General features: G+C 63.7%; 18 protein-coding genes. 11 read left to right on the plus strand and 7 right to left on the minus strand.

Translation table 11 applies throughout. From position 1 onward, the window contains the following. The first annotated feature begins 93 nt into the window (after positions 1–93). Positions 94–1,995, plus strand: coding sequence for a serine/threonine protein kinase (locus Pan44_RS04335; protein WP_145027607.1), 1,902 nt, complete (start codon positions 94–96; stop codon positions 1,993–1,995). A gap of 482 nt (positions 1,996–2,477) precedes the next feature. Here Pan44_RS04335 and tadA read toward each other — a convergent pair whose 3' ends face one another. The 4 genes from tadA to Pan44_RS04355 all read right to left on the minus strand — a co-directional run bounded on the left by tadA (position 2,478) and on the right by Pan44_RS04355 (position 4,746). Then, positions 2,478–2,966, minus strand: a complete 489-nt coding sequence (gene tadA, locus Pan44_RS04340) for a tRNA adenosine(34) deaminase TadA (RefSeq protein WP_145027610.1) — start codon at positions 2,964–2,966, stop codon at positions 2,478–2,480. Beyond that, a complete protein-coding gene (locus Pan44_RS04345; protein ID WP_145027612.1) occupies positions 2,963–3,313 on the minus strand; it encodes a DUF5615 family PIN-like protein in 351 nt (116 codons plus the stop codon). Before Pan44_RS04345 ends, tadA begins: the two co-directional genes overlap by 4 nt. Beyond that, on the minus strand, positions 3,310–3,654 hold the full coding sequence (locus Pan44_RS04350; RefSeq protein WP_145027614.1) for a DUF433 domain-containing protein: 345 nt from the start codon (positions 3,652–3,654) through the stop codon (positions 3,310–3,312). Before Pan44_RS04350 ends, Pan44_RS04345 begins: the two co-directional genes overlap by 4 nt. A gap of 78 nt (positions 3,655–3,732) precedes the next feature. Continuing rightward, positions 3,733–4,746, minus strand: coding sequence for an aspartate-semialdehyde dehydrogenase (locus tag Pan44_RS04355; RefSeq protein WP_145027616.1), 1,014 nt, complete (start codon positions 4,744–4,746; stop codon positions 3,733–3,735). 226 nt (positions 4,747–4,972) lie between these two features. Between Pan44_RS04355 and Pan44_RS04360 the strand changes: the two genes are divergently transcribed. After that, positions 4,973–5,647, plus strand: a complete 675-nt coding sequence (locus tag Pan44_RS04360) for a class I SAM-dependent methyltransferase (protein WP_145027618.1) — start codon at positions 4,973–4,975, stop codon at positions 5,645–5,647. Between the two features lie 200 nt (positions 5,648–5,847). Here the strand turns inward: Pan44_RS04360 and Pan44_RS04365 are convergent, their stop codons facing one another. Both Pan44_RS04365 and Pan44_RS04370 read right to left on the minus strand, forming a co-directional pair. Next, a complete protein-coding gene (locus Pan44_RS04365) occupies positions 5,848–6,615 on the minus strand; it encodes an SDR family NAD(P)-dependent oxidoreductase (RefSeq protein ID WP_145027620.1) in 768 nt (255 codons plus the stop codon). After that, positions 6,612–7,064, minus strand: coding sequence for a DUF423 domain-containing protein (locus Pan44_RS04370; protein ID WP_197453837.1), 453 nt, complete (start codon positions 7,062–7,064; stop codon positions 6,612–6,614). Before Pan44_RS04370 ends, Pan44_RS04365 begins: the two co-directional genes overlap by 4 nt. Before the next feature lie 133 nt (positions 7,065–7,197). Between Pan44_RS04370 and Pan44_RS04375 the strand changes: the two genes are divergently transcribed. The 9 genes from Pan44_RS04375 to Pan44_RS04410 all read left to right on the plus strand — a co-directional run bounded on the left by Pan44_RS04375 (position 7,198) and on the right by Pan44_RS04410 (position 18,294). Continuing rightward, complete coding sequence (locus Pan44_RS04375) at positions 7,198–9,090, plus strand: cytochrome D1 domain-containing protein (RefSeq protein WP_197453838.1); 1,893 nt, start codon at positions 7,198–7,200, stop codon at positions 9,088–9,090. 41 nt (positions 9,091–9,131) lie between these two features. Further along, positions 9,132–9,836, plus strand: a complete 705-nt coding sequence (locus Pan44_RS04380; protein ID WP_197453839.1) for a TlpA family protein disulfide reductase — start codon at positions 9,132–9,134, stop codon at positions 9,834–9,836. Positions 9,837–9,889: 53 nt separating this feature from the next. Next, positions 9,890–10,411, plus strand: a complete 522-nt coding sequence (locus Pan44_RS04385; RefSeq protein ID WP_197453840.1) for a DUF1579 family protein — start codon at positions 9,890–9,892, stop codon at positions 10,409–10,411. A gap of 166 nt (positions 10,412–10,577) precedes the next feature. After that, positions 10,578–12,893 (plus strand): S9 family peptidase, encoded by a 2,316-nt coding sequence (locus Pan44_RS04390; protein WP_145027630.1) that lies wholly within the window; start codon positions 10,578–10,580, stop codon positions 12,891–12,893. Between the two features lie 421 nt (positions 12,894–13,314). Further along, positions 13,315–15,354: an ATP-dependent zinc metalloprotease FtsH gene (gene ftsH / locus Pan44_RS04395; protein WP_145027632.1), complete on the plus strand. Its 2,040-nt coding sequence runs from the start codon at positions 13,315–13,317 to the stop codon at positions 15,352–15,354. A 29-nt stretch (positions 15,355–15,383) separates the two neighbouring features. Next, on the plus strand, positions 15,384–16,388 hold the full coding sequence (locus Pan44_RS04400; protein ID WP_145027634.1) for a glutamate cyclase domain-containing protein: 1,005 nt from the start codon (positions 15,384–15,386) through the stop codon (positions 16,386–16,388). 171 nt (positions 16,389–16,559) lie between these two features. Next, positions 16,560–16,706: a hypothetical protein gene (locus tag Pan44_RS27245; RefSeq protein WP_197453841.1), complete on the plus strand. Its 147-nt coding sequence runs from the start codon at positions 16,560–16,562 to the stop codon at positions 16,704–16,706. Positions 16,707–16,792: 86 nt separating this feature from the next. Continuing rightward, on the plus strand, positions 16,793–17,017 hold the full coding sequence (locus Pan44_RS04405) for a hypothetical protein (RefSeq protein ID WP_145027636.1): 225 nt from the start codon (positions 16,793–16,795) through the stop codon (positions 17,015–17,017). A 158-nt stretch (positions 17,018–17,175) separates the two neighbouring features. Beyond that, positions 17,176–18,294 (plus strand): hypothetical protein, encoded by a 1,119-nt coding sequence (locus Pan44_RS04410; protein WP_197453842.1) that lies wholly within the window; start codon positions 17,176–17,178, stop codon positions 18,292–18,294. Between the two features lie 12 nt (positions 18,295–18,306). Here Pan44_RS04410 and Pan44_RS04415 read toward each other — a convergent pair whose 3' ends face one another. Further along, a complete protein-coding gene (locus tag Pan44_RS04415; RefSeq protein WP_197453843.1) occupies positions 18,307–19,614 on the minus strand; it encodes a hypothetical protein in 1,308 nt (435 codons plus the stop codon). Positions 19,615–19,716 lie beyond the last annotated feature (102 nt).

The following is a 19,716-nucleotide window of genomic DNA, read 5'->3' on the forward strand; positions in this document are numbered from 1 at the left end:
GTCGGAAAGTCGACTGGCCGCAATCCGCGGGATTGGAAAGAATCCGCGTCCGCGCTGCCCCTTGCAGCGGATTCTCACACTCCTGATCTCTTCATGTCGGCTTCGCTGCAACAGTTCGCTCGAGGGCTGGAAGACGGTGGCATTGTTTCCGCCGAGGCGATTCGCAGCAGCCTCTCGTCACTCGACGGAACTCCCGACAGCGAAGGCCTCGTGAAGGAACTTCTTCGCACCAGGAAGCTGACGAAGTTCCAGGCCGACGAGATCCTGCACGGCCGCGCTCAATCGCTCGTGCTCGGCAACTACCTGCTGCTCGAACGCATAGGTCAGGGCGGAATGGGCCAGGTGTTCAAGGCCCGCCATCGTCGCATGGACCGCATTGTCGCGGTGAAGCGGCTGCCGGACGACGTCAGCGGAGACCAGTTGGCCATCGCCCGGTTCGATCGCGAAGTGAGAGCCGCCGCACGCATCTCGCATCCGAATATCGTCGCCGCGTTCGATGCCGACGACGCAAATGGCGTGCACTTCCTCGTCATGGAGTACGTCCAGGGCGCCGACCTGGCGAGAGTGATCCGCAAAGTGGGACCTCTGCCGGTAGAGAACGCCGTTGACCTCGTGCGGCAGGCGGCCAGGGGACTCGCAGCCGCCCATGCGGCTGGCATCGTTCATCGCGACATCAAGCCCTCCAACCTGCTGCTCGACCGGCATGGCGTCCTCAAGATTCTCGATATGGGGCTGGCCCGCTTCGAATCGATCTCCGACGACTCGGCTCCATCCGATCTCACCGGCATCGGGGCCATCATGGGAACGGTCGACTACATGGCCCCCGAGCAGGCTCTTGACTCGAAATCGGCCGATGCCCGCGCCGACATCTACAGCCTCGGATGTTCACTCTTCACCCTCCTGACGGGCCGGCCCGTCTACGAAGGCGAAACCCCGACGGCCCGGCTCATGGCCCATCAGGCCAGTCCCATTCCGGACCTCCGAACGCACCGGCCCGAGGTCCCCGAATCGTTGCAGGCCGTTTTCGTAACGATGGTCCAGAAGGACCTGAATGACCGCTTTCAGTCGATGACGGATGTCATTCAGTCACTGGAAGGATTCGAGCCGCCGTTGTCGCCGCTGGCAGTCGACCCATTCACCGATCTTTCTCCGCGAAACTCCGCCGCCTATGAGTTGGCGGGTGACACGGTGCTCGAGCGGCCTCGCTCGAGCGGCTTTCCCATCCGCGCCGCCCTGGCAGGCATCGCGATCGCCGGAGCCCTCATTGCGGCCCTCGCGTTCCGCGGAAGTCCTGACGTCACGCCCGCGGGGCCGCCAAGAGTTGCCCCCGCGTCCCCCGATGAGGAAGAGGCCCCGGTCGCGCACGTCGCCATCGATCCGGTCGTCGCGACCTCGATTCCGCCCCTGATCGATGCCGTCCGCCAGCCGCCCACCGGTTTCATCTCCCTCTTCAACGGCAGCGACCTCCAGGGCTGGCAGGGTGCGGTTTCCGAGCAGGAGTTGCTGGCGGTTCCCGAAACCAATCGGCCCGCCCTGCAACAAAAGGCCAACGAAGCGGCCGCGACCCGCTGGACCGTCATCGATGGCCTGCTGAAGTCCGACGGCCAGGCAATCGGCCTCCAGACCATCGCCCACTACCGCGACTGCGAGTTCTCAATCGACTGGAAGCTCCCCGCAGACGCCGCCGCAGCCATCACCCTCCGCGGCTCCTCCACGCTCACAATGGCCGAGACGGGTCTCCAGTTGGGCGACCGCCCGCTCACCGCTGCGCCGCGCCTCACTGCCGGTCAAACGCCCACAGGGTGGAACACCCTCCACATCACCCTTCGTGGCGACAAGGTCACCGTCCGTTCGAATGGAATGCTCCTCGTCGACAACCTCCCGCTGAAGAACTCGAACGATCCAGAAAAGATCGTCCCCGCCAGCGGCCCACTCGAACTCCGCCCCCTGAAAGGCAAAGCCGAGTTCCGGAACATCTTCCTGAAGGTCCTCTAAGCGTCGTGTCCCAGCCCCTGATCGCTCCGGAGTGGCACTGGCTCCGCCAGTGCAATCGGCGCTGGGTGGCATGCCGTCACGCCGCTGAACCCGGCGACACTTCGCAGCCAACGCCCACCCAGCGGCGGGTCGGCATGAACCGGGCACCGCGCTCGTGCCACGGCTCTGCGAGACGTGCGACCAGAAAGAACGGCAACGCTCCCCACCCAACCCGGCGAGCGGGGGGCGTCGGCCCCCTGTGATCGCCTGACACAAAGCTCCCCAATCCCCATGAAGTCGGGCGGCACTGGCTCCGCCAGTGCAATCGATCGGCAGTGGCGCCCGTTGTGGCACCATTCCACCGACGCCATACCTCGAGTGAGCGGCCGGCGCTGGCCGCCGGTCAGGTCCACGAACGACTCCCGCACGCAAATCACCCCACAACTTGGGGAGTACGCCGTCACGCCGCCAACATTGACGACGCATCACAGTCAACGCCCGCCCTATTTCTTGCCCCTCGATCGCTGCTGCACAAAGAACTGCTTGAGCAGCCCCTTGCACTCCTCCTGCAGAACGCCCCCCAGCACGGCACAGCGGTGGTTCAGGCGTGGATCGTCGGTGATCCGGTAGAGCGTCGTGCAGGCGCCGGCCTTGGGGTCGGTGGTCCCGAAAATGACCCGCGGCATCCGCGCCTGAACGATGGCCCCGGCGCACATCGGGCACGGCTCGAGTGTCACGTACAGCGTGCAGCCGGCCAGGCGCCAGTCTCCCAGCGCCTGCGCCGCCTGCGTGATGGCGATCATCTCCGCATGGGCCGTCGGATCGCTCAGCGTCTCGCGCTGGTTGTATCCCTCGCCAATGATCTCGTCCTGGTGAACGATCACGGCCCCGATTGGAACTTCATCGATCTCCATCGCACGACGCGCCTGCTCGAGCGCGGAAAACATCCAGCGCTCGTACGGGGCGAGGGGATTGACGAGGTCGTCGCTCATTGAAGACTCGAAGCATGCTCGATGTGATTGTGCATTTCGACCGGGGTGCATGCTCGATGGATCAATTGAAGCACATCCAGCACGCTGCTGATGGACATCCCGGCCCGGACAAACACGATTCCCGCGTGGGACTCCACCGACAGCGGTTCCACCAGGAAATCACTGTCCTGCGTGACCACGATGCGCCCCAGTTCTCGCGCCAGCGCCAGGACGTTCGTATCCTCGATCCCTTTGAGCCGCATCTCGTTGATGCTGGTGAAGTCAATGTTCCGACGCCTGAGACCAGCAAGGACAACGTGCGGAATGTGCTCGTCCAGCAGGTACCGTATCTCGGGCTCACTTGTCATCCGCCAGTTGACCCGCTGTCGGCTGCCGATTCTCGAGACGACTTGCGGATGATCTCGGGAACGATCGACGGATCCCGGGCTTTCGATTCTTCTTCCAGTTTCAAATCGAGCTGCCAGGAGGCCTCGATCTCTTCGCGATGGTCGTAGAAGTACGCGAGCGCGGCATGCACGTCGGCGGGAGACAGGTTGAACTCACTGACGATCTGCGTCACCGGCCAGTCATGCTTCGTGTGCCAGCTCGCAATCTGAGCCACGGAAATCCGGCGGCCTGCAATTCGCGGCCGTCCCCCTAAGACGTTCGGCGTCGATTCGATATGTCGATCAAGCGACGTCGTCGGCATGCTGATCCTCCCGGGTCGCTGGCAATTCTCCGTTTTCCGCCAACGCCCGGAAAGAGCAGAACGGCCACGACCGCCGAGTCACTTCCCGAATCGGTGCTTCGCCAGCAGTTCTGCGATCTGGATCGCGTTCGTTGCCGCCCCCTTCCGCAGGTTGTCGCTCACGCACCAGAACGAAAGCCCGTTCGGATGCGACAGGTCCTTGCGGATGCGACCGACGTACACGAGGTCCGAACCGGTGCTGTTGAGCGGCATCGGATACATGCTCGAGCCGATGTCGTCCACGACCTTGATCCCCGGGAAGCTTTCAAACAGCCCGCGGGCCTCTTCGGGCGAAATGGGTCGTTCGGTCTCCACGGCGATCGTTTCGCTGTGGCAGTTCGCGACCGGGATTCGCACGCAGGTCGGGCACACAAGAATGCTCTCGTCCCCGAGGATCTTGCGGGTCTCGTACACCATCTTCATTTCTTCGCTGGTGTAGCCCGCTTCCTTCTCCCCGCCGATCTGCGGAATGCAGTTGAACGCGATCGGATGCTTGAACGCCGTATAGTTGTAGGGCTGCCCATGCAGGTGCATGTGCGTCCCTTCTTCCAGCTCCTTGGTTCCGGACAGGCCAATCCCGCTGACCGCCTGGTACGTGCTCACCACCACCCGCTTCACCTTCGCCGCGTCATGCAGCGGCTTCAGCGCGACAACCATCTGAGTCGTCGAGCAGTTCGGGCTGGCGATGATCCCCTTGGCGTTGATCGCATCCTGCGGATTGACCTCTGGAATCACGAGGGCCACCCCCTCCTTCATCCGCCAGTAGCCCGATTCATCGATCACCGTCGCCCCCGCCTCTACGGCGGATGGCAGATAGTCGCGGGCGATTTCGTCCGGCGTCGTGGCGATGACGAGGTCCGTCCCGGCGAAGCAGTCCTTCGTCAGCTCTTCGACCTGGTGGTCCTGCCCCCGGAACGTAATGGTCCCCCCCGCGCTCCGCTTCGACGCCAGGAAACGAAACGTCTTCGCCGGCAGAGGACGTTCCTCGAGCAGCTGACGCATGATGCGGCCGACGGCGCCGGTCGCCCCGACGAGTGCAACAGTGTTAAACACGACTGGTTCCTGAAGGAAAACTTAGATTGAAGCCTGGGGATGCCGGTGGGGAACGCATCAATGTACCGCCCGAACGGGCAAAAATCACGAAAACGGGCAATCACTGCCGAAGCCCGGCCCGTTCGGTGAAATCGACATCATGGAAACCATTTCCACGATGTAGGTTCTGACAAGTCCTTGTCCGGGTCGCTGGGGCTGTTCCCTGTCCCTTGTGGAGATCAACGCGATGAGCGGTTCACTGACACTTCGCGGAATGACCCCTCCATTCCTGTGGAAAACAGGCCTGAAGCTCGGGCGACGGTTCGGCTTCGTCGAAAAGTTTCAGTACGGAAAAGAGCAGCCGGCCGCCTACTACGACCAGCGGTTCGACCTCTCCGACCACTGGAAACTCCACTACACCCGGTCGCACTACTACCCCTTGTGGACCGTTGTGGCCGACAGGCTCCGACGGGCAAAGGTTCGCACCATTCTCGACATCGGATGCGGGCCAGGGCAGGTCGCCTGCCTCCTCCGCGATCGCGGCTTCGAGAACTACACCGGGCTCGATTTCAGCCCCAACCGCGTCAAAGCCGCGAAGGACTGCTGCCCGACCCTCAATTTCGTCGTCGCCGATATCTTTGCGTCGACAGTCCTTGAAGAGCATCCGTACGACTGTGTCCTGACCATGGAGTTCCTCGAGCACATCGAACGCGACCTCGAGGTGCTCTCACGGATTCGCCCCGGCACGTTCGTCCTCGCAACCGTCCCCAACTTCCCGGCCGCAGGACACGTCCGCCACTTCCGGGACGTCGACGAAGTCTGCCAGCGGTACGAGTCCCTGTTTTCGTCGCTCGAGGTCTACGCGATCCTGGCCGACGAAGGGGGCCGGAGACACTTCGTCATGGAAGGCCGCCGCGCCTAGGCGGCCCAGACGCAGGGTGCCACTGGCTCCGCTGGGGTGCCACTGGCTGCTCGCAGCCAGTGCAATCGTTGCCGAGCCCTCCCAACATCCAGGAGTTCCACTGGCTCCAGCAGAGGTGGCACCTGGTGGCACTGGCTCCCAACTGTGGGTGGCACTGGCTCTGCCAGTGAAAACGTTACCGAGCCCTCCCTCCATCCCCCTCAGCGAACAGCCCCACCGTTCGCATTCAGCACCTGCCCGGTGAGATAGCTCGCGTCATCGCTCAACAGGAACCTCGCCAGACGCGCGATGTCCTCCGGCGTCCCCCAGCGGGCCAGCGGCGTCTCACGCAGAACGCGGTCATGCCAGGCCTGGCTGGTTCCGTCCCCCCACGCAGTCCGGATCCACCCCGGCGCGATGCAGTTCACCCGGACCTTCGGAGCCAGGCTCACAGCGAGGGAACGCGTGAAACCCATCACCGCGTTCTTCGCCACCGCGAACAACTCGCCACTGTCTCCCTCCATCCCCCGGTCGGCCTGGTCCCACCCGATCGTGAGGATCGAGCCGTGCCCTTGTTCTTTCATTCGGTCGCCGATGCTTCGGCCCATCACGACCGACGCCCGGACATCCACCTTCAGCAGCCGGTCGAGTTTCTCCTCGTAGGGAAGTGAGCGACTCTCTCCGGTCAGCAGGTCCACTCCCGCATTCAGGACGGCGCCGTCCAGACCGCCCCAGGTCGCCCATGCTTCCTCGGAAAGCAACTCGGCCGCCCCGTCCGCCGTCAGCAGATTCTTCGGTCGAATCTCGACGCGCCCCCCTCGCTTCGCGATCTCCGCGGCCACGTCCTCAATCGGCCCCGTCGCCTTCCGGCCGTGCAGGATCACATCCGCCCCCGCGTCGGCCAGTTCGAGCGCAACGGCCCGCCCGATCCCGCTCGACGAACCCGTCACCAGGATCCGCCGCCCGGTCAGATCACCAAACCGCGTCATGGCGCTGCTCCCGCAGTCGGGCGTCCTGATCCGGCCGCCCCGATCGCCAGCGCGACCCATCCGACGATGAACAGCATCCCCCCGAACGGCGTGATCATCCCCAGCTTCGTCACGCCACGCAGCACCAGCGCGTACAGGCTCCCCGAAAACAACACCGTTCCCAGCAGGAAACACCAGCCCGCGACATTCAGCGACGCGGCCGGCCGGCGAATCGCCACCAGCCCGCAGGCGATCATCCCCAGTGCGTGAAACATCTGGTATTCGGCCGCCGTCTTGAAGTCGGCGATGTACTTCCGCGCCGCCGGGACCGTCTCTCCCACAACCACTCGCGTCTGCTCCGCATATTGAACGGGCAGTCGCGTATCCAGGCCGTGGGCAGCGAACGCACCAAACACCACGGCCAGCCCCGCCAGCACGCATCCCACCACGATCCACCGCTCGCCTGACACATCCCCTCCCGGAAAAACGGGCCCCGTCTCATTCCCGCCGGTTGAACAACCCGGCCTTTTCGCCGGGACAACCCGGCCCTCAAAACGATAGACTCCCGGTTCCGAAAAAACGATGCGTGCAGTGGAGGCAAACTTGAACGCACCCTTCTCTCGTGCTGTCGCCCTCATGGTGATGGTCTGCTCGTCGACGGCCCTCCAGGCCGGATCGATGAACAGCCTGATGGACCTCTCCTCGGATGGACGGTTCCTCGCCTGTTCCAACCGCGATTCCGGCACCGTCACCGTTCTCGAGCAGCAGGACGGAACCTGGGCACGCAAGTCGGAACTGCGCATCGGCCGGCATCCGGAAGGAGTCAGCTTCATCGGCGCAACGCATCTCTTCGCCGTCGCCGTCTACGGCGACGATGTGGTCGCCCTCGTCGACGCCGATCGCGGCGCGGAAACCGCCCGCATCGAAGTCTTCGATGAACCCTACTCCGTCGTCTCCACCCCCGATGGATCGCGGCTCTTCGTCACGCTCGACTACCCCGGCAGGATCGCCGAGATCGATCCCGCCGCGAAAAAGGTCCTCCGCGAGATCGAGGCCGGTCCGTTTGCCCGCGGCCTCGCCCTCACCAGCGACGACCGGTTGCTCGTCACCGAGTATTACACCGGCATCATGCACGCGATCGAACGCGCATCCGGCAACCGGCTCGAGTCCTGGAAAGGAACGAAGGAAGACAACCTCGCCCGCCAGATCACGCTCCATCCGAAGCGGCCGAAGGCCTACCTGCCCCATATCCGTTCAAGAACAACCGTCCCGCAGGGCGCCGGCGCCATCTTCCCCTATCTCGCTGTCCTCGACACCGATGCGCCCAAACCGGTCGAGGAAGGCTCGACGCCTCCGTCTCGCCGCAAGCGCGTGCAGATGGATTCGTTCCGCGGCACGTTCGTCGTCGCCAACCCCTGGGAAGCCTCCGTCTCGCCCGATGGAGCGAAACTCGCCGTCGTCTTCGCCGGCACCGATGACATGTTCCTCTGCAACATCATCGACGACGACTACCGTGAGTTGAGCTGGTCGGCCACGGCCCGAACCGGTCACAACCCCCGGGCCGTGCGCTTCACCGCCGATGGCTCGCAACTCCTCGTCTACAACGCCCTCGATTTCGCAGTCTCGGTCCTGGATGCGAAATCGCTCGCCAGGCTTCAGACCGTCTCCGTCTGCGACTGTCCGCTCGATGAAGAAATGCTGGCCGGCAAACGCCTGTTCTATTCGGCCAACCAGCCGATGGTCGGCCAGCGCTGGATCTCCTGTTCGAGCTGTCATCCCGACGGCGATTCGGACGGCCGCACCTGGCAGCAGCCGGAGGGACTGCGGCAGACGCAGCCTCTCGGCGGACTCGCGTGGACCCACCCGCTCCATTGGTCGGCCGACCGCGATGAAGTTCAGGACTTCGAACATACCATCCGCGGCCCACTCATGCAGGGACGCGGCCTGGTTCGCGGCCCCCTCCCGGATGCCCTCGGCGAGCCCATCAGCGGGCGATCGAAAGAGGCCGATGCCTTGGCGCTCTATGCCAACTCGCACAAGTTCGATCTCAGCCCCTATGCCCGCGTGACCGGAACGAACGGAGAGCGACAGGTCGGGCTGACCGAAGCGGCCAGACGCGGACGCGACGTGTTCTTCCGCGACTCCGTCGGGTGCGCCGAGTGTCACAGCGGTCCCTATTTCTGCGACTCACGGGCGGGATCCCTCACCCGGCACGACGTCGGCACCGGCAACGACGATCCCTCAGAACTGATGGGCCCGAAGTACGACACCCCCACGCTGATTGGGCTGTATCGCTCGGCCCCCTATCTTCATCATGGTCGTGCGGCCACCCTCGAGGAGGTCCTGACGAAGTACAACGTCGGCGAGAAGCACGGCCGGACAAGCCAGCTGACGAAGGAAGAAATCAGCGATCTGGTGGCCTACCTCAATTCGCTGCCCTATGAAGACACGGACGCCCAGGCTCTCGCCGCGGGTTTGAAGAAGGTGGAGAAATAGAACTCATCATGACTGCGACGACCGACAAAGGAGTGCGACGAATGACTCGATGGACCACCGCAGCGCTGCTTCTGGGAGCGATGATCTGCATCCCGGGCTGCAAGAAGGCGGAAGAGACGCCGCCGCCTGCTCCGCCGTCCCCCGCGACGGTCGATGCCGGACCGGCCCCCGAAGGGCAGACCGAGCCCGCCACCGAAGAATCCAAACCGGCCGCAACAACCCCGCCGGCCGACGCCGCTCCCCCGCAGTCGCTCCTGCCCGGGCCGGCCGAACTGCAGCCGGTCGCCTTCTATGCCGCCGATGCCGTCGAAGTGGAAATCACCGACTGGGCCGGCGTCCAGAAGTGGATCGCCTCCCAGAAAGGAAAGGTGGTCGTCGTCGACATGTGGTCGCTCTCGTGCGAACCCTGCCGTCGCGAGTTTCCCAACCTCGTGAAGCTGCACAACGAGAAAGGGGACAAGGTCGCCTGCCTCTCCGTCTCGACCGATTACGCCGGCATCAAGTCGAAGCCGCCCAAGTTCTACGAACCCCGCGTTCTGGAGTTCCTCACTTCGCAGAAGGCAACCTGCAAGAACGTCCTCTGCAGCGTCGAGTCGGAAGAACTGTTCGAAACGCTCGACCTCGCTTCGATTCCAGCCGTCTACGTCTACGGCAAGGATGGCAGGCAGGCGAAGCGGTTCGCCGGTGAAGAGGTCCACTACGACAAGGAAGTCCTCCCCCTCGTGGACGAGTTGTTGAAGAAGTGATCTCTCGCGGCGACGTGCCGCGCATGCCGATGGCCCTCAATGGAGACGCTCCGATGAATCGTTTCATCTGCCGGTTGGCGGCCTGCGTGGCCGTGGTGCTGGTTGCTGGTGGATCGTTTGCGCAGGACTTTCCGAAGCCCGGCAAGGAACACCAGGATCTGGCGAAGGCCGTCGGAAAATGGAAACTCACCGTGAAGGAAGGCTTCAACGCAGGCCAGACTGGAACGTCCGAGTTCAAGGCGGTCTGCAACGGCATGTGGGTCGCCAGCGACTTCAAGATGGATGACGGCTCCTTCACCGGCCAGGGGCTCGATTCCTACGACCCGACAAAAAAGAAGTACGTCAGCGTGTGGGTCGATTCGATGAGCGCCACCCCGCTGTTCTTCGAGGGGGACTGGACCGAACCCGGCAAGACGATGGTGATGACCGCCAAAGGCCCCGGCCCGGACGGAACTCCTGTCGAATACAGGTCGGTCACGAAGCATCCCTCCGAAAAAGCCATGACCTTCGAGCTCTACATGAAATCCGGCGGCGCCGAGGTCAAACTCATGGTCGTCGAATACGCGAAGATGTAATCGCAGCGTTCAGGTCTGAAGCCCGGCACGTCCACTCTGCCGGGCTTTTTTTGTGCCCCGATCCGCTCCGCGGCCCGATTTCCCCCCCGATCGCGCTCCCCCGAGGTCATTTCCCGCGGTACGTTCAAACGTCCCACCTGAGCCTGCATCCTCGCCGACGACTGCAATGCACAGCCTGAATTTCCTCTTCCTTCTCTCGGCCCTCGTTGTCAGCGCCGGACCCGTTCTCGCGGCCGATCAGGCCCCCGAAACGCCTCCCAGCCCCGAGGCCGCCGCCAAGGCGAAGGCCGAGGCCGAGGCGAAGGCCAAAGAGAAGGCCCAGACCCTCACCATCGACCGCATCTTCACCGCGAAAGAATTCGACGGCGAAGCCGCTCCCCGGATCACCTGGAGCAAGCGCCGGCCAGGCTACTACATGTTCGTCAGCGCCAAAGCCGGCGTCGGACGCGACCTCGTCTACGTCGACCCCGCCTCAGGCGAACAGGAAGTCATCCTGCCTGGTCACGGATTCATCCCTCCCGGGCAGACGCAGCCGATCGCCATCGATGGGTTTGAGTTCTCGAACGACGAGTCGAAGCTTCTGGTCTTCACCAACAGCCGTCGTGTGTGGCGCACCAACACGCGCGGCGACTACTACGTCGTCGACATCGCGGGCCGCGATCTCCGCAAGGTCGGCGGCCCCGCGCTCCCCTCGACGCTGATGTTCGCCCGCTTTTCCCCTGATGGTTCACACGTCGCGTTCGTCCGCGAGAACAATCTCTACGTGCAGCACCTGCGGTCGTCGAACATCACCCAGCTCACACGCGATGGCTCGGCCACCACCATCAACGGCACGGCCGACTGGGTCTATGAAGAAGAACTCGCCCTGCGGGAAGGATATCGCTGGAGCCCCGATGGCCTGTCCATCGCCTACTGGCAGTTCGATACGACCGGCGTCCGCAACTTCTACCTCATCAACAACACCGAAGGCCTCTACGCCACCACGACGCCGATTCCCTATCCGAAAGTCGGGGAACAGAACTCCGCGGTCCGCATCGGCGTCGTCCCGGCCAGTGGAGGCAAGACCTGCTGGATGAACATCCCGGGAAACAGCCGTGAATATTATCTGGCGCAGATGGAATGGACTCCCTCCTCCGCCTCCCTGGTGATCCAGCAGTTCAATCGACTTCAGAACAACAACTGCGTGTTCATGGCCGACGCGAAGACGGGCGTGGCGAAGGTCGCGTTCGCCGAAACAGATCCGGCCTGGCTCGAGAACGAAAACAAGATCGACTGGATCGATGGGAGCGAACGTGACGTCTGGCTCAGTGAACGAACCGGATGGCGACAGGCCTATCTCACCAACCCGCAGGATGGGTCGCAAACGCCGATCACGCAGGGCGAATCGGATGTGATCAGCGTCCTCTCGGCTGGTGAAAAGCAAGGCGTCTACTACACCGCCTCACCCGCGAATCCGACGCAGTGCTACCTGTACCACACTCCGCTCGCCGGCGGAGAAGCCAGACGCATCACCCCCGAGGATCAGCCCGGATGGCACGCCTACAACATTTCGCCTGACGGAACTCTCGCGATCCACACCCGCTCCACCTTCGCCGATCCGCCGGTGGTCGATCTGGTGAAGCTCCCGGGCCACGAACGGGTGCGCATGCTCGTCGAGAACAAGAAGCTCAACCAGAAACTGGCCGCCCTCAGGAAGCCTTCCACGGAGTTCTTCCGCATCGAGATCGGCGATGGCGTGCTGCTGGATGCCTGGGCGATCAAACCCCCCGAAATGGATCTCAACGCGAAGTATCCGGTCCTGTTCTATGTCTACGGGGAGCCGCATGGGCAGACCGTGAAAGACATGTGGCCCGGCCAGCGCGGGCTCTGGTACTGGATGCTCGCGCAGCAGGGATACATCGTCGTCAGCGTCGACAGCCGCGGAACCCCCGCCCCCCGTGGCCGGGAATGGCGGAAGTGCGTCTACAGACAGGTCGGCATCCTCCCCCCGCAGGATCAGGCCAGCGCCGCGAAGAAGCTCCTCGGAATGTGGCCCTATGCGGATCCGGCCCGCCTCGGCATCTGGGGCTACAGCGGCGGTGGAAGTTCGACGCTCCACGCAATGTTCCGCTTCCCGGACGTCTACTCCACCGGCATCGCCGTCGCCGGTGTCCCCAACCAGCGGCTGTATGATTCGATCTACCAGGAACGCTACATGGGGTCGCCCGGGGACAATGCCGACGGCTATCGCCGCGGCTCCCCGATCAGTCACGTCGCAGGCCTCAAGGGGAACCTCCTCGTCATTCACGGCACGGGCGACGACAACGTCCACTACCAGGGGGCCGAGGTGCTGATCAACGAACTGGTCGCGCACAACAAGCCGTTCAGCATGATGGCCTATCCCAACCGCTCGCACTCCCTGTCCGAGGGGCCGGGCACGACGCGCCATTTTTACGACCTGATGACCCGCTACCTCCACGAGAATCTCCCCGCCAGGAAGTAACGAAGGCAGTCACAGAGCCCTCCCACTCCCCGCAGTTAGCCTTCATTCTCCCATTCAACCATCAGCGGGGAGAGGGCCGGGGGCCAGGGCCAGAACCCTTCACGGACGCTCCCGCGCAACCACCCCCGTAGGGTGGAGGGAGGAACGCCATGGTCACGGGAAACCTGTCACACACCATTTCACGCGAGCGCGTCTTCAGGACCGGTCATGCAACCGGGGTTCGGCGCGCGCCCTCCCAGGATTTGCAGGGGAGAAGAGGCGAGAAGTACGGGACCACCCTCACACGCGCCCTCCTCGGTCGCCCTGACCCTTCCGGGGGCCGTCGGGGCCGCGCGGCAGTTTGACCGCGTTACAATCCCCGCCTAGAGTGAAGTGTTCCCCGCTGCGTTTGGGGAGCAATCCCCGCCGCGTGGAACGATTCATGGCGCCTTCGGAACCGACGAAAAGTCCCGAGCCTCCTCAAAAGCGCCGCCCTCGCGGGGAAAAAGGCTCCTCCGCCTCCTTCTGGACGCTGATCGTCGCCGCCCTGCTGGTGACGACGGTCCTGGCATGGATCCAGAAACAGAGTCGCGGCCGCGAGATCTCACTGTCCGAATTCAAGGTCGGACTCGAGAACAAGACCTGGACCCCGGACACCGTCTACGAGGCCACCTTCTCACCAACGGAACTCGTCTTCCAGGATCGACCCGCAAAGATCGATCCCGAGGACCAGCCGACTGGTCTCCCACCCGCTCCGCGCCCGCTCGGCTCCGCTCAGCGGTATCGCGTCCAGCTCCTCGGCGTCCCGCAGGGAACCATCGAGGAACTGATGCGGTCGTTCGATCGCAAGCTGATCAAGTACAAAGGCTCCCCCGCCGAAACCGAGTGGGTCCAGTTCCTGCCGCTGGTGATGATGCTGGTGGCCGTCATCGCGCTCATCCTCTTCTTCCGCAAGCTCGGAGGGCCAGGCGCGGCGATGTCGTTCGGCCGCAGCCGCGGCAAGCTGTTCGCCGACGACGATGTCAAAACGACGTTCGACGATGTCGCCGGCATCAATGAAGCTGTCGAAGAACTCCGCGAAATCGTGGAGTTCCTGAGAACCCCCGGAAAGTACCAGGCCCTCGGCGGCCGGATTCCCCGCGGCGTCCTGCTTGTCGGCCCCCCTGGAACCGGCAAGACGCTCCTCGCCAAGGCCGTCGCCGGCGAGGCGGGCGTCCCGTTCTTCAGCCTGTCGGGCTCCGATTTCGTCGAGATGTTCGTCGGCGTCGGCGCCGCCCGCGTCCGCGACATGTTCGCCCAGGCTGTCCAGCGGTCCCCCAGCATCATCTTCATCGATGAGCTCGATGCCCTCGGAAAGGTCCGCGGCAGCGGCATGCCCGGCGGACATGATGAACGCGAACAGACGCTCAACGCCCTGCTCGTCGAAATGGACGGCTTCTCGTCCGACCAGAGCGTGATCGTGATGGGCGCCACGAATCGTCCCGAAACGCTCGACCCCGCCCTCCTGCGTCCCGGCCGGTTCGACCGACACGTGCTCGTGGACCGCCCCGACTACAAGGGACGTGAAGCGATCCTGCGCGTCCACTCCGCCAAGGTCAAACTGGAAGAAGGCGTCGACCTCAACCGCATCGCCAAGCTGACCCCCGGAATGGTTGGAGCCGACCTCGCCAACCTGGTGAACGAAGCCGCACTTTTAGCGGCCCGGGCCGGCAAACCGGCCGTCTCCAGCCGCGAACTCGAAGAGGCCATCGAACGCGTCATCGCGGGCCTCGAAAAATCGTCCCGCATCATCCATCAGGACGAAAAGCAGCGGGTCGCCTACCACGAGAGCGGCCACGCCCTCGTCGCCTGCAGCCTCCCGCACACCGATCCCGTTCACAAGATCTCGATCATCCCCCGCGGCATGGGGGCCCTCGGCTACATGATGCAGCGGCCGGAAGACGACCGGCATCTCGTGACCCAGACCGAGCTGCAGAACCGCATCTGCACCATGCTGGGCGGAATCGCGGCCGAGGAAACCATCTACCAGGAAACTTCCACCGGAGCGTCCAACGACCTCGAACGCGCGACCGACATTGCCCGCCGGATGGTGATGGAGTTCGGCATGAGCCCCAAGATGGGCCGCGTGAACTACCGTGAGAGCAAGCGCTCCGCGTTTCTGGCAGGTTCCAGCAGCGGTGCGGCCGACTACGCCCACAGCGAATCCACTCTTCGCGAGATCGACCTCGAAGTGAAGCGGATCGTGGACGACTGCATGGAGACGGCCCGCGACATTCTGAAACGCCGCCGGCCGGTCCTCGAACAGATCACCCGCGAGCTGATCGAAGTCGAAGTCATGGACGCGGACCAGTTGCATCGCATTCTCGATGCCCATAAGACGGGCCCGCAGATCAAGCCCGGAACGTTCGTCGACCGTCCCGCCGAGGACATCCCGCCGATGCCCGCCCCCCTCGAGCGGCGGGACGCGGTCGAAGGCGCTTGAGACGCTTCTACTTCTCCTGACTCTGCACCGTGCGCGACCTCGACTCTCTGCTGGCTGACATCGAGCAACTCATCCGCTGCGACCACGCCGGCCGCGGCCTGCTGTGCAAGGACACCGCGCACTGGCGACAGGGCGATCTCGCCCGCGCCGCCCGCAGCCTGCTCGACCGCCCCGGCGCAGTCGCCATCATCACCGGCTTCGCCGTCCCGTTCCCCGACGGGCCGATCGCCGAAACCGATGGACCGCTCGGGGCCGCCCTCCTCGGCGAAGTGCTGCATCGCCTTGGACGGAAAGTCGTGCTCGTGACGGACGATGTCTGTGCTGGAGCCCTCCGTGTGGCGGCGTCCGCGTCCGGCCTGCCGGACGGCTGCGTCGAAGCGATGCCGCTTGCGGAAGAATTCCCCGATCGTTGGGTCGCCGCCTTCTTCGCGAGGCATTCCCTCGACCACCTGATCGCCATCGAACGCGTCGGCCCCAGCCACACCGTTGCCTCCGTCCTTCGGCAACCACGTTCGGCCGCCCTCACCGCCGCCGAGTTCGAGCGTCGCGTCCCGCCCGGGCATCGGGATCACTGCCACAACATGCGCGGCGAGATCATCGATCGACTGACCGCTCCGCTGCATCGCCTCTTTGATCTCGCGGCCGAGTTGCCAGATCCGCCGGCGACAATCGGCGTCGGCGATGGCGGGAACGAAATCGGTTTGGGCTCTCTTCCGTGGGAAGACATCGCGGGCCGGCTCAAAGGGCCACAGGCCGATTGGCTTCCCTGCCGAATTGCCACTGGCAATACGATCCTCGCGGGTGTCAGCAACTGGGGCGCAATGGCCCTCGCCGCCGCCGTGGCCGTGATGGCCGGGCGTCCGGAAATCGCCCGGGAATGGACTGTCGAGCGACAGCAACGGGTACTCGAGACGCTCGTGAGCGATGGGCCGGCCGTGGACGGCGCGACGCGCCTCGCTCAGCCGACGGTCGATGGGCTCACGGTCGACGTCTATCTGGAGCCGTGGCGTGCGATTGAGCGGCTTTTGACTTGAACCGCGGTCGTTCCGCCGAGGGGAACGATCGCCCGGCGGAATTCCGGCAGAGACTGGCTTGCACATCAGTCGTCGATGACCGAGAAAAATGATGTTGGCGGCACTCCGCCGCGCATGGTAGGTTTTCGGCCCCCTGGAGTTCCGGCGGTGGCCCAATGAAGGATGAGTGAGATGACGGGTTACACGGTTCACACAGGCGCATCGAAGAAATTTGCAACGGGATGGGATCGGGTGTTCGGGAAGGCCGTCAAGAAGACGGCCGCTACCGGGCCGAAGGCCGCGAAGAAGCCGGCCGCGAAGAAGTCTCGCAGCAAGTAAACAGGAGAGCAGGTCGTCGGCGGCGGAGAACGGACTCCCGTCGCGGGTGACAAGCAGAAATTTTTCCCCGGCACGGAGGCTGGAACATGGCAGACATTCACATCGCTCAGGCAAACGCGGACGAGTACGAAGAAATCACCAGCGAAGAAGTCGATCGCGTCATCACGGGCCTCGAGGCCCTGATGGGGCAGACGAAGAGCGAAAACATCCGCGCGTATCTCGAAGAGGCGGCCGACCAGATCTTCGAACTGGTTTACGGCGAAGACGCGGAAGTCGTCGCCGAAGAGACGCCGCTCGAAGAAGCGGCCTGATCGCCGCTCTGCGTTGAATCACGAGCCCGCCTTCATGGCGGGCTCTTTTTTTTCTGCGCCCCTCTCCGCCGTGACCCGCACTCCGTTGCGTCGGATCGCGGCGACAGGTGCAATGAGCGTCGCTGCCCATTCCCTGTTCCTGCACAGGCGGTTTCCCAATGACGGCCCGGTTCGCTCTCCTGTTTTTTGCAGCCATGGTCGCTCCCGCCCACGCCGAGCGGCCCCGGCTGCAGATCATCAACGGCAGCAATCAGACGGTCGACATCTTCTGGATCAAGTCGGACGCCGAACGGGTCCCCAATGGCTCGGTCGCGCCTGGCAAGAACTCGATCATCACCACAACGCCTGGGCATCGCTTCGCCATCGTCGGTCAGGCCGACCGCAGGGAAATGATCGTGACAAGCAAGGTTCCGGTTCAGGCCGTGCGGTTCGATCCACGCACACCCGATGGGATCCCGCCGTTTTACACCCAGCGCATCTCCGCCGGCGGTTATCCCATCGTCGCCTCCGAAAAGGTCAATCCGTATGCCCTCAAGGAGGCTGAGTGGCTCGTCGACCTGCTTCTCGCGAAACGGCCCGATCTCCGGGAGGCCATGATTCAGAGTGGCTCGCGGCTCTGCATCCTCGCGCACAACGAGTTCACGACCGATCAGCCTGAATTCGCGTGGCTGGCAGAGATTCCACGTCCCGAATTTCCTCAGGTCTCGCCGAAAGACTACATCGACGCGCGGGCCCGCGGCCTCGGCGGCAGTTCATCGGATCCGTTCTGCACCTGTGCCGAGGAAAACCTGCTCGGCTACCCGGGCGATCCGTACTCGACCGAGTGCATCCTGATCCACGAATTCGCCCACAACATCCACCTTCGCGGGCTGGCGAATGTGGATCCCACGTTCGATTCCCGCCTCAGGTCAGCCTACGACTCGGCCATGAAAGCCGGCCTCTGGAAGGGGAAGTACGCCTCGACGAACCACCACGAGTATTTCGCGGAAGGCGTGCAGTCATGGTTCGACAACAACCGTCTGAACGATCACGATCACAACCAAGTCAATACGCGAGAGTTGCTTCTCGAATACGACCCCGGGCTGGCCGCCCTCTGCCGCGAAGTTTTCGGCGACACCGAGCTCAAATACACGAAGCCGGCGACTCGCCTGACCGGGCACCTGCAGGGCTACGAGCCCTCGACGGCGCCGAAGTTCGTGTGGCCCGAACGTCTCAAGCTGGCACAGGAATTGATCCGGAAGTCGGCCGAAGAGAGGAATCGGAAAGCAGGCAACTGATGCGTCCCGCGATCATTCCGTCGAAACGCCGCGCCAGTCCGCAGTTGACTCCGGCTCGGTCTCGACCAGGATCTCGACGATCGCCTTCCGGTCGTTCGCGGAGAGATGCGCGTACTTCTTCGCATCGTCCCCGTTGACGAGCACTCCGTGGAGCCGACTCCAGACGAATCGCAGCATCTCAGCCGGCAACTTCCGGAACGACTCCGATCCGATGAGGTAGCTGCAGGGATGTTTGAACATCCGCGTCGTCAGGTCGAAGTCTCGCAGCGAGCGTCCTTTGGAATCGCAAGGGCCGCGACGGGAGAACGACTCCCTGAACCCGGAGGTTCCAGTGACCGGAGATGTCAGTCTCGCTTCATCGACGAACAGAATTGCTTCCACAAGGTCTTCGCCAGCGTTCTCGATTCGCCGCACCGTGCTGTCGAGCAGTTTGTCCTCCGTCTCGCCAAGGATCTTCCGCATCTCCGCATCGGCCGCGAGCGCTTGCCGCGTGGTAAAGCTGGCCCTGGTGATGCGATTGTGAACCAGCACCTGGTGATCCAGCACCAGGTGTGCCACGAGGTCGCTGTGGGGTGAAAGGTAGGCCGATTTCAGGACGCTCGCAGGAACTTCGGCCTGGTTGTGCCCGGTCGAGTTGTCGACGGTCGCCGGCACATCGCTGGTCGGGACGACCAGATTCCCCAGATGCTTCTGGTCGCCATGCGTCCCCGTGACGTACCACCCGCCCCAGCGGTTCTCGAGAGGTGTCGTGTGGTCGACCGTATAGCTCCCACCCGAGTAAATCGGGACGCCGCTCTTGCCGACGAACAGTGACCGCACCAGATGCCCCGGCACGCTCTCGGTGCGCGAAGAATGATGACATTGCAGACATTGATCCGTCTGCCGGATCATCTGCGGTTTCCCGGCCCGTTGCTGGTTCAAGGTGTAGAACACAGTGCCCAGTCGCGAATCGGCCGTCGAGATCTCCAGAACCTCTCCGTTATTGCAGTATCCGAGGTAGACGTCGTCGTTGAAGTAAATCGCCCTGGGAGTTTCGGGAGTGATGAGATGCCGCTGCAGGCTGGTCTGCGAAAAGACCAGCACCTGGGAATCAACCGGGATCTTCAGTTCGTCAAGCACCGACTGCAGGTAGCCCAGGCGGTCATCGTGATTCATCGCGGCCTGGCCTGAGTCGATTCGCGTCTGGAGCGCGGTGACAGGATTCTCCGCCGCAGCGGAACTGTAGGAGACCGGCGGCAGGTCAAAGCCTTCCGCCGCGCGCAGCATCTTGCCCGTCAGAATCGCGAGCGCCAGACAGAGACACGTCGAAATCGTCCGCATCGTCCCATTCCTCCAGCTCCGGTCGATCGTCCACGAAGGGGATCGCATTCACCTCCCGGCCTCCGGGACTCGGTGACACAGGGCCGCGAACGCGATTATCGC

This window comes from Caulifigura coniformis (genome assembly GCF_007745175.1).
Lineage (GTDB): Bacteria > Planctomycetota > Planctomycetia > Planctomycetales > Planctomycetaceae > Caulifigura > Caulifigura coniformis.

Bases quoted from the DNA above. Each gene is read 5' to 3' on its own strand.
- Pan44_RS04390 (WP_145027630.1), top strand. From the start codon at position 10,578: ATGCACAGCCTGAATTTCCTCTTCCTTCTCTCGGCCCTCGTTGTCAGC.
- Pan44_RS04385 (WP_197453840.1), top strand. From the start codon at position 9,890: ATGAATCGTTTCATCTGCCGGTTGGCGGCCTGCGTGGCCGTGGTGCTG.
- Pan44_RS04415 (WP_197453843.1), bottom strand. From the start codon at position 19,614: ATGCGGACGATTTCGACGTGTCTCTGTCTGGCGCTCGCGATTCTGACG.
- Pan44_RS27245 (WP_197453841.1), top strand. From the start codon at position 16,560: ATGACGGGTTACACGGTTCACACAGGCGCATCGAAGAAATTTGCAACG.
- Pan44_RS04380 (WP_197453839.1), top strand. From the start codon at position 9,132: ATGACTCGATGGACCACCGCAGCGCTGCTTCTGGGAGCGATGATCTGC.
- Pan44_RS04410 (WP_197453842.1), top strand. From the start codon at position 17,176: ATGACGGCCCGGTTCGCTCTCCTGTTTTTTGCAGCCATGGTCGCTCCC.
- Pan44_RS04365 (WP_145027620.1), bottom strand. From the start codon at position 6,615: ATGACGCGGTTTGGTGATCTGACCGGGCGGCGGATCCTGGTGACGGGT.
- Pan44_RS04345 (WP_145027612.1), bottom strand. From the start codon at position 3,313: ATGACAAGTGAGCCCGAGATACGGTACCTGCTGGACGAGCACATTCCG.
- Pan44_RS04335 (WP_145027607.1), top strand. From the start codon at position 94: ATGTCGGCTTCGCTGCAACAGTTCGCTCGAGGGCTGGAAGACGGTGGC.
- Pan44_RS04350 (WP_145027614.1), bottom strand. From the start codon at position 3,654: ATGCCGACGACGTCGCTTGATCGACATATCGAATCGACGCCGAACGTC.
- Pan44_RS04360 (WP_145027618.1), top strand. From the start codon at position 4,973: ATGAGCGGTTCACTGACACTTCGCGGAATGACCCCTCCATTCCTGTGG.
- tadA (WP_145027610.1), bottom strand. From the start codon at position 2,966: ATGAGCGACGACCTCGTCAATCCCCTCGCCCCGTACGAGCGCTGGATG.
- ftsH (WP_145027632.1), top strand. From the start codon at position 13,315: ATGGCGCCTTCGGAACCGACGAAAAGTCCCGAGCCTCCTCAAAAGCGC.
- Pan44_RS04405 (WP_145027636.1), top strand. From the start codon at position 16,793: ATGGCAGACATTCACATCGCTCAGGCAAACGCGGACGAGTACGAAGAA.